Genomic DNA, 6494 nt, shown 5'->3' with positions numbered 1-6494 from the left:
ATAGAAAAAGGGAATATGTCTTTAGCAGAGCTATTAAAGCAGATGAGGAAGGATTCAGGTAGGTTTCAAAAGGATCTTGCAAAGCTTTTAGGAGTTAAGAGCGTTACGTATTCTGCCTATGAAACGGGAAGGATAATTCCGTCTGCTGATAAACTTAATATTCTGGCAAAACTTTATGGTGTTAGCCCGGAAGTCTTTTTAGCAAGACTTGATGAAAATGAAGAGCTGGAGAATGAGTTAAAGATAGCAATTGCTCAGCAGGCAGGTAAGCCTGATTCTGGTAATTCTGGCAAGTTAAGTGAGACCTCTGAATCAAATACTGTCTTGCCTTCTGCGGCTTCGTCAGAGTTTCAGAAGATAAAAGACGACGCGCGTAAGGTGGATGAGCTTGTATATTATTACAGAAACTTGAGCGATTCGCAGAAGCAGGCAGTATATGATTTAACAAAGGCATTGTATATGGAATGATAGATTAAGACTCCCAATGTCGTCTAGGGAAAGTAGATGGAGCATTGGGAGCCTTTTTTAGATGTATTTGTAGTTACTTATTATTTTTTAGGGCATCAATTTCTGCTAAGAGCTTTGCGATGGTAGAGTCTTTTTCAGCAATGGTAGCATCTTTTTTAGCTAAAGAAGAGTCTTTCTCTTCGATAATTGCCTTATATTTTTTCTCAGTATCTATCTGACCGGCGGCGTACTGAGTGGCAAGCTGCTCTCTGTAGCGTCGCTGTCCTTCGAGGATTTCTTTTGTTTGTGCATCAGTGTTCATTTCATAAATCAATTCTGCCACCTCCTGTAAATCGGAATGTTCATCTGTTAAAGCACGGATTTCATCCCATGTTGTAGCTTTGAAAAGATTCGACCAGTAGACAAGATTGTTATCGATGTCTTCTGGTGTTGCTAAATCTGTATAATGTAAGTTTAGCACATTAATTCCGAAATTTTTAGTATATGGATTATGATTTCTGACATTTAGCAGTCTATATTTGGAATAAAACTCGGGCTCGTCATTAATGAGATTCTGGTCTGTGATACAGTAGTGGAAAGCGGGCTTTAACATGGAGTAGTTATCACCTTCGGAGATGGAATCATATCCTCTACAGAGGTACAAGAGTGCTCTTGGAACCCAAAAGGAATCAGTATACATCTGGAGTTCGATATTGATAATAACGCCGTCGTTTAAAAGGAGTTTAAGATCCATAACTGTCTCTTTTGACAGGTTATTTAAATCGATTGGATTCAGGACAACAATGTCTGATACTTGTGAAGGGCTTATGCCGTTTAGGGCGCAGACGAGTCCGGTCAGAGCTTTTTTAGATTTTTGCAGAGCATAGTGGAATACGATATCACTTTTTAATGTGAATTCGATTGTGCCTGTTGCAGTTTTAAAGCTTTGTGCTTTTAATGGATTGTTTGAAAATTCTTCTGTTGTAGTCAATATTTTTTACCTTTCTTAAAATGATAATTGTAATGGCTTTGGGATTGGGGAAGCTTGATAATTGCAAAAAATGTAAAAGAATTATGCATTTTGCAATTATAAAAATGAGGACATAGTTTGTCTTTAAGACCTTTGCATACCGACAAAGAAAATTTATGACAAAACTTAATCTTGATTATCAGGCAAATGTGTCAAATAATAACCTGCGTAGAATGAATCCCAAAAGCTTTAAGTTTGGAAAAATCTTGCATGTCAGAATGTTTCACAGCGCTTTGGATGCACTGTTGACATGAAGATTGCTCATAACGAGCGGATTGATTTTTTGAATCAACGAAAGTTAGTTTACTTTGGATGATGAGATTTGTAAAGTGAAAAAAATGTGTCCTTGAAAATTAAAAAGCTGGATAATGAGTTAAAGGTAGTATAAGCTCAGATGTCAGGAAAATCTGATTATGGTAATTATGCTGAGTTAAGTGGGACTCACAATGAGGTTCATTGAAAGCTATGTACGCATTGGGAGTCTTCTTATAGAATTATTTGTAGTTAGCTATTATTTTTTAGGGCATCAATTTCAGCTAAGAGCTTTGCGATGGTAGAGTCTTTTTCAGAAATAACAGTGTCCTTTTCAGCAATGGTAATTTTGTTATTAGCTAGTTCTTCATTCATTTCAGCTAAAGAAGAGTCTTTCTCTTCGATAATTGCCTTATATTTTTTCTCAGTATCTATCTGACCGGCAGCGTACTGAGTGGCAAGCTGCTCTCTATAGCGGCGCTGTCCTTCTAGGATTTCTTTTGTTTGCGCATCAGTGTTCATTTCATAAATCAATTCTGCCACCTTCTGTAAATCGGAATGTTCGTCCGTTATGGTATGACATCAAGAACTAAAATACAGAAATCCGCATTTACTGCGGGCTTCGTACTGATATAATTGAAAGATGAGATCTGTTAAGAAATACAGAATCACAGTTTGAGTATAATACTTATATTTGCGATTTCTTTAATGACAATAAGGGAAAGAGCTTGGAAGAAGCGATTAAGTGTTGGAAGTATAAAAAGAGCCTTGCTGGGCATAATCGTTATGAGTGAGTAGATTTAGTAGCGTTGGATATTTAAATTGTAGTATAAGAGGGAATCATGAAAAAAATATTAGGTTTATTGATTGCAGCAGTTGTGGTATGCACTGGAATAACTTCGTGTGGAAAAGATACTACGGATGCGAAGGTATCTGCAGATTATCTCGATGATGTGAAGGAGCAATATTCAGATTATGTGGATGCTTCAGAGACTATGAATGTTGACAGTGCGGAATACGAAACAGTTATTCTTTATCATACTGACAAGAACGTAGAGGATTTTAGGGTGTTTTCTCTGGAGCTTAACATTGATGAAAATGGCAGCGTGGATTACATTCCCACAGAGGTATACAGCGCAGCGGAACTAAAGAAAGATGCTCCGATTGCCGTTCCTTTAAATTTTCCTGGAGACATGTCGCTGAACGGATATAGCTATAAAGGACAAGATGGAAACTTGAAGACATATACCATAGGCATAAGCGGCAAGGACGGCTCTTTGGTGATCAATGCCGAGAGTTTTACCATGCCAGAAGAAATAAGTGGCTCAGAGAATTCAACCGCTATTGATTCCGCACCTACGACAGAATCTGTATCTGATACCGAGAAATCATTTTTTGGCATCTGGGAATTTGAAGGCTATGTGGACGAATGCAACGAATACACATGGCAGGGAGAGTTTCAAAACTTCGATTACGACGGTGATGGTAAGACTGACAGGCTTAGCCGTAGTTGGAACGATAAAAGTGCCAGTCACTGCGAACTCTTCTTCACAGTGACTGGTACCACTGTGCAATTTTACGGATGGATTTTTGCGTTGGATAAGGATGTTCAAATCATTGGTCCTGATGAGGTAGTTTCTGAAATGAAAGAGCGTTTGCAGACTATAACAGAGATAATGAAGTAGATAATCATAAATTAATCAATTTGTGATGAAGAAAAGAAAAAAAGTAGCGTAAACATGAACATTTACACTGCTTTTTTCTTTTTTGGGGGATAGGCCTTTTTTAATCACATTAGCACTCTCACTTGACGAGTGCTAATCATGGTGTTATACCTATTATAGAACAAAGGAACAGAGAGAACCGTTAGGACTTTTTAGATTCTAATGATCTGAGCCGCTGGTGTCGCCCTCCGTCCCAATGCTCATATTCAAATAATTTGTTTATGTGCAAAGGAGGTAAGTATTATGTTAGCACCTAGTATTTTTGAAGAGAAATTTATGGATGACCTGTTTGGATTCCCGGAGTTTAAGGAGTTCGACAACATGGAGAAAAAGCTCTATGGTAGAAGAGCAGGCAGGATGATGAAGACCGATGTAAGAGAAAAAGATGACGACTACGAAGTAGTAATCGATCTCCCTGGCTTCAAAAAAGAAGAGATTACTGTAGAACTTAGTGATGGCTATCTCACAATCAATGCTTCTAAGGGGCTTGATAAAGATGAGAACGACAAGAAGGGTAAACTTATCAGACAGGAAAGATATGCAGGATCAATGACAAGAAGCTTCTACATCGGTGAGAACGTTCAGAAAGAGGACGTTGAGGCAACCTACAGACACGGAGTTCTTAAGCTTACCATTCCTAAAAAGTCTATGGAAAAGGTTCCTGAAAAGAACCTAATAGCTATTGAAGGCTAATGTATATTGGGATATAACTTGATTCAATAATTAATATAATTGCACCTGAGACTATGGCTCAGGTGCAATTTTTAATATTTCAAATTTAGAAGTACTTCTAAACTTGTAGTTCTCGTCTATGTTTTCGCTGATTTCTTTAATTTTTCTGACAAATTCTGTTGGATTCCGATTATTATTGTTATAATAAAATTTGTTTATAAACAGGGACATGTCTTTAAAGCTTAGGAGATGCAAGGATTATGATATATATAGGTTGCCACCTTACAGTTACAAATGGATATGAGGCGATGGGACACCAGATGGTTGATTTTGGAGGAGATACATTTGCGTGGTTTACCAGAAACCCAAGAAGCGGAAAGTCAAAGGATATAGTGTCTGCTGATGTTAAGGCTCTTATGGATATTTTGGAAAAAGAGCATTTTGGAAAGCTGGTTGCACATGCCAGTTATACTATGAATCTTTGCTCGGCTAGTCCTGAGACCAGAGCTAATGGTCTTGATATGTTGGTAAAAGACATTGAGAAGATGGAAGCAATACCGGGGCAGTATTACAATTTTCATCCCGGTTCACATACAGGACAGGGAGCAGAAGTAGGAATAGAGCAGATAGCTGATGGGCTGAATAAAGCTCTTTTCCCAGAAATGAAAACTACGGTTCTGCTTGAGACTATGGCAGGAAAAGGCTCTGAAGTTGGGCGAAGCTTTGAGGAACTGCGAGCAATCATAGATCGCGTCGAATATAAGGAAAAACTGGGAGTTTGCTTTGATACCTGTCATACCTGGGATTCTGGCTACGACATAGTAAATGACCTTGACGGCGTCCTTGAAGAATTTGATAAAGTGATAGGGCTAGACAGGCTTAAGGCAGTACATTTCAATGATAGCAAGAATGAGCGAGGCTCACATAAAGACCGTCATGAAAGGCTTGGGCAGGGAATGATTGGTATGGATGCCATGAAACGTTTTGCGATGCATCCGGCATTTGAAGGGCTTCCATTCATTCTTGAAACACCAAACGATGATGAGGGATATATTCAGGAAATTGCAACAGTTAAAAACTGGTTTGCCACCTAAGAACAGTACGATATACAAAGAGATAAATCAGCAGTTTCGAGGATGATACTATGGATGAAAAAAGAATAGCAGAATTTATAAGGAAACAAAAAGTGGCTTTTATCTGTTCGGTTGACGAAGATGGATTTCCAAATGTAAAGGTTATGCTAAAACCAAGAAAGATGGAGGGGCTAAAGCAGTTTTATTTTTCGACAAACACATCTTCTATGAGAGTAAAGCAGTATATGAATAATCCGAATGCTTGCATTTACTTCTATCATAAAGGTTTGATTAAGTATACGGGGATAATGCTAAAAGGAAAAATGACGGTTTTGACTGACCAAGAGACGAAAGATATGATTTGGAGAAAAGGCGATACACTGTTTTATAAGGGTGGCGTTACAGATCCAGATTACTGTGTTTTGAGGTTTAATGCTGAAAGCGGACGATACTATTGTGATTTGAAAACAGAGAGCTTTACGATAACTTAGATAAAAGTGCCAGTCACTGCGAACTTTTCTTCACAGTGACTGGTACCACTGTGATTCTTCTAAGTAAAAATCAATTGCTTCTTCAAAATCTTTTCTTAGCTCTTTAATTGTCTCACCTTCATAGGATATAGAATCAGTTTTCCCATTTGGTATATTCTGAACGAAACCGTATAGAATATTTTCATCAGCATCAGCTTCTATTGAGCCTATAAAACCTTTGTATTCAAGAATGTGTTTAATACCATTCATATAAGATTCTCCTTTCTTAAGAATGTTATAATTTGCTTTAGCGTATATGTTTTAAAATACATATAGCCGTGTGGTTAGTGAAAATGAACGTTGTTTCCGCTTGGAGAATACAAACTACATCTTGAACCGTTACCTTTTTGAGATAGAGTACATCCCAATTTTGAAGCTAAACCACACAATTCCATAAACGTGTAGTCTGAAGGTATAGATTGTAACCTTGCAATCATTTTTTCTTTTGTGGACACCTTAATTATACTACCTCCTTTGTTTTTGTGATAGTGTCTATGGTTTACAGAACCATATTTCAGCCCTCAAATTCGTATTACAATTACAAATTTAAAGGCTGAGTATAATCCTGCGAGGATCATCAATAATTAAGCCATCATATATATTCTGACTTCCGCGGAAGTTTGACACCCAAAATCCTCAGAAGCCAGTGATGGCTTTATTTTTTGCGCAAATTTGAATGTTGTGTATTGCGTATATGCGTATATAGTGGTAAAATATTAGTATACCACTAAGTGTTGTGGAGGTACCACAGATGCGCATAATGAAA

The 6494-nt window shown here is 37.6% G+C and carries 8 protein-coding genes and 1 pseudogene; 6 read left to right on the top strand and 3 right to left on the bottom strand.

Going from position 1 to position 6494, the window contains the following annotated elements:
• Nucleotides 1-468: helix-turn-helix domain-containing protein (locus BM086_RS20255; RefSeq protein ID WP_207650983.1), on the top strand; the 468-nt coding region annotated here is incomplete at its 5' end.
• A 73-nt stretch (nucleotides 469-541) separates the two neighbouring features.
• On the opposite strand, the gene BM086_RS20250 is transcribed toward BM086_RS20255, so the two are convergent.
• Nucleotides 542-1438: a PD-(D/E)XK nuclease family transposase gene (locus BM086_RS20250; RefSeq protein WP_175560408.1), complete on the bottom strand. Its 897-nt coding sequence runs from the start codon at nucleotides 1436-1438 to the stop codon at nucleotides 542-544.
• 543 nt (nucleotides 1439-1981) lie between these two features.
• Nucleotides 1982-2263 (bottom strand): hypothetical protein, encoded by a 282-nt coding sequence (locus tag BM086_RS20245; protein WP_092326867.1) that lies wholly within the window; start codon nucleotides 2261-2263, stop codon nucleotides 1982-1984.
• Nucleotides 2264-2394: 131 nt separating this feature from the next.
• Here BM086_RS20245 and BM086_RS22165 point away from each other — a divergent pair.
• The 5 genes and pseudogenes from BM086_RS22165 to BM086_RS20225 all read left to right on the top strand — a co-directional run.
• Nucleotides 2395-2523: pseudogene (locus BM086_RS22165) on the top strand (DUF6434 domain-containing protein); the annotation flags it as partial.
• A gap of 48 nt (nucleotides 2524-2571) precedes the next feature.
• Nucleotides 2572-3414 (top strand): hypothetical protein, encoded by an 843-nt coding sequence (locus BM086_RS20240; RefSeq protein ID WP_092332281.1) that lies wholly within the window; start codon nucleotides 2572-2574, stop codon nucleotides 3412-3414.
• Nucleotides 3415-3696: 282 nt separating this feature from the next.
• Nucleotides 3697-4146, top strand: coding sequence for an Hsp20/alpha crystallin family protein (locus BM086_RS20235; RefSeq protein ID WP_092332276.1), 450 nt, complete (start codon nucleotides 3697-3699; stop codon nucleotides 4144-4146).
• 239 nt (nucleotides 4147-4385) lie between these two features.
• The gene (locus BM086_RS20230; protein ID WP_092332273.1) at nucleotides 4386-5219 is read left to right on the top strand and encodes a deoxyribonuclease IV; all 834 of its coding nucleotides are present in this window, start codon (nucleotides 4386-4388) and stop codon (nucleotides 5217-5219) included.
• A 50-nt stretch (nucleotides 5220-5269) separates the two neighbouring features.
• Nucleotides 5270-5689 (top strand): pyridoxamine 5'-phosphate oxidase family protein, encoded by a 420-nt coding sequence (locus BM086_RS20225; RefSeq protein ID WP_092332269.1) that lies wholly within the window; start codon nucleotides 5270-5272, stop codon nucleotides 5687-5689.
• Nucleotides 5690-5719: 30 nt separating this feature from the next.
• On the opposite strand, the gene BM086_RS20220 is transcribed toward BM086_RS20225, so the two are convergent.
• Complete coding sequence (locus BM086_RS20220; RefSeq protein ID WP_092332265.1) at nucleotides 5720-5938, bottom strand: hypothetical protein; 219 nt, start codon at nucleotides 5936-5938, stop codon at nucleotides 5720-5722.
• Nucleotides 5939-6494 lie beyond the last annotated feature (556 nt).

It is taken from the genome of Butyrivibrio sp. YAB3001, assembly GCF_900112195.1.
Taxonomy (GTDB): Bacteria; Bacillota; Clostridia; order Lachnospirales; family Lachnospiraceae; genus Butyrivibrio.
Note: the sequence above shows the minus strand (reverse complement) of the source record. Positions and strands in the feature narration are given on the sequence as shown.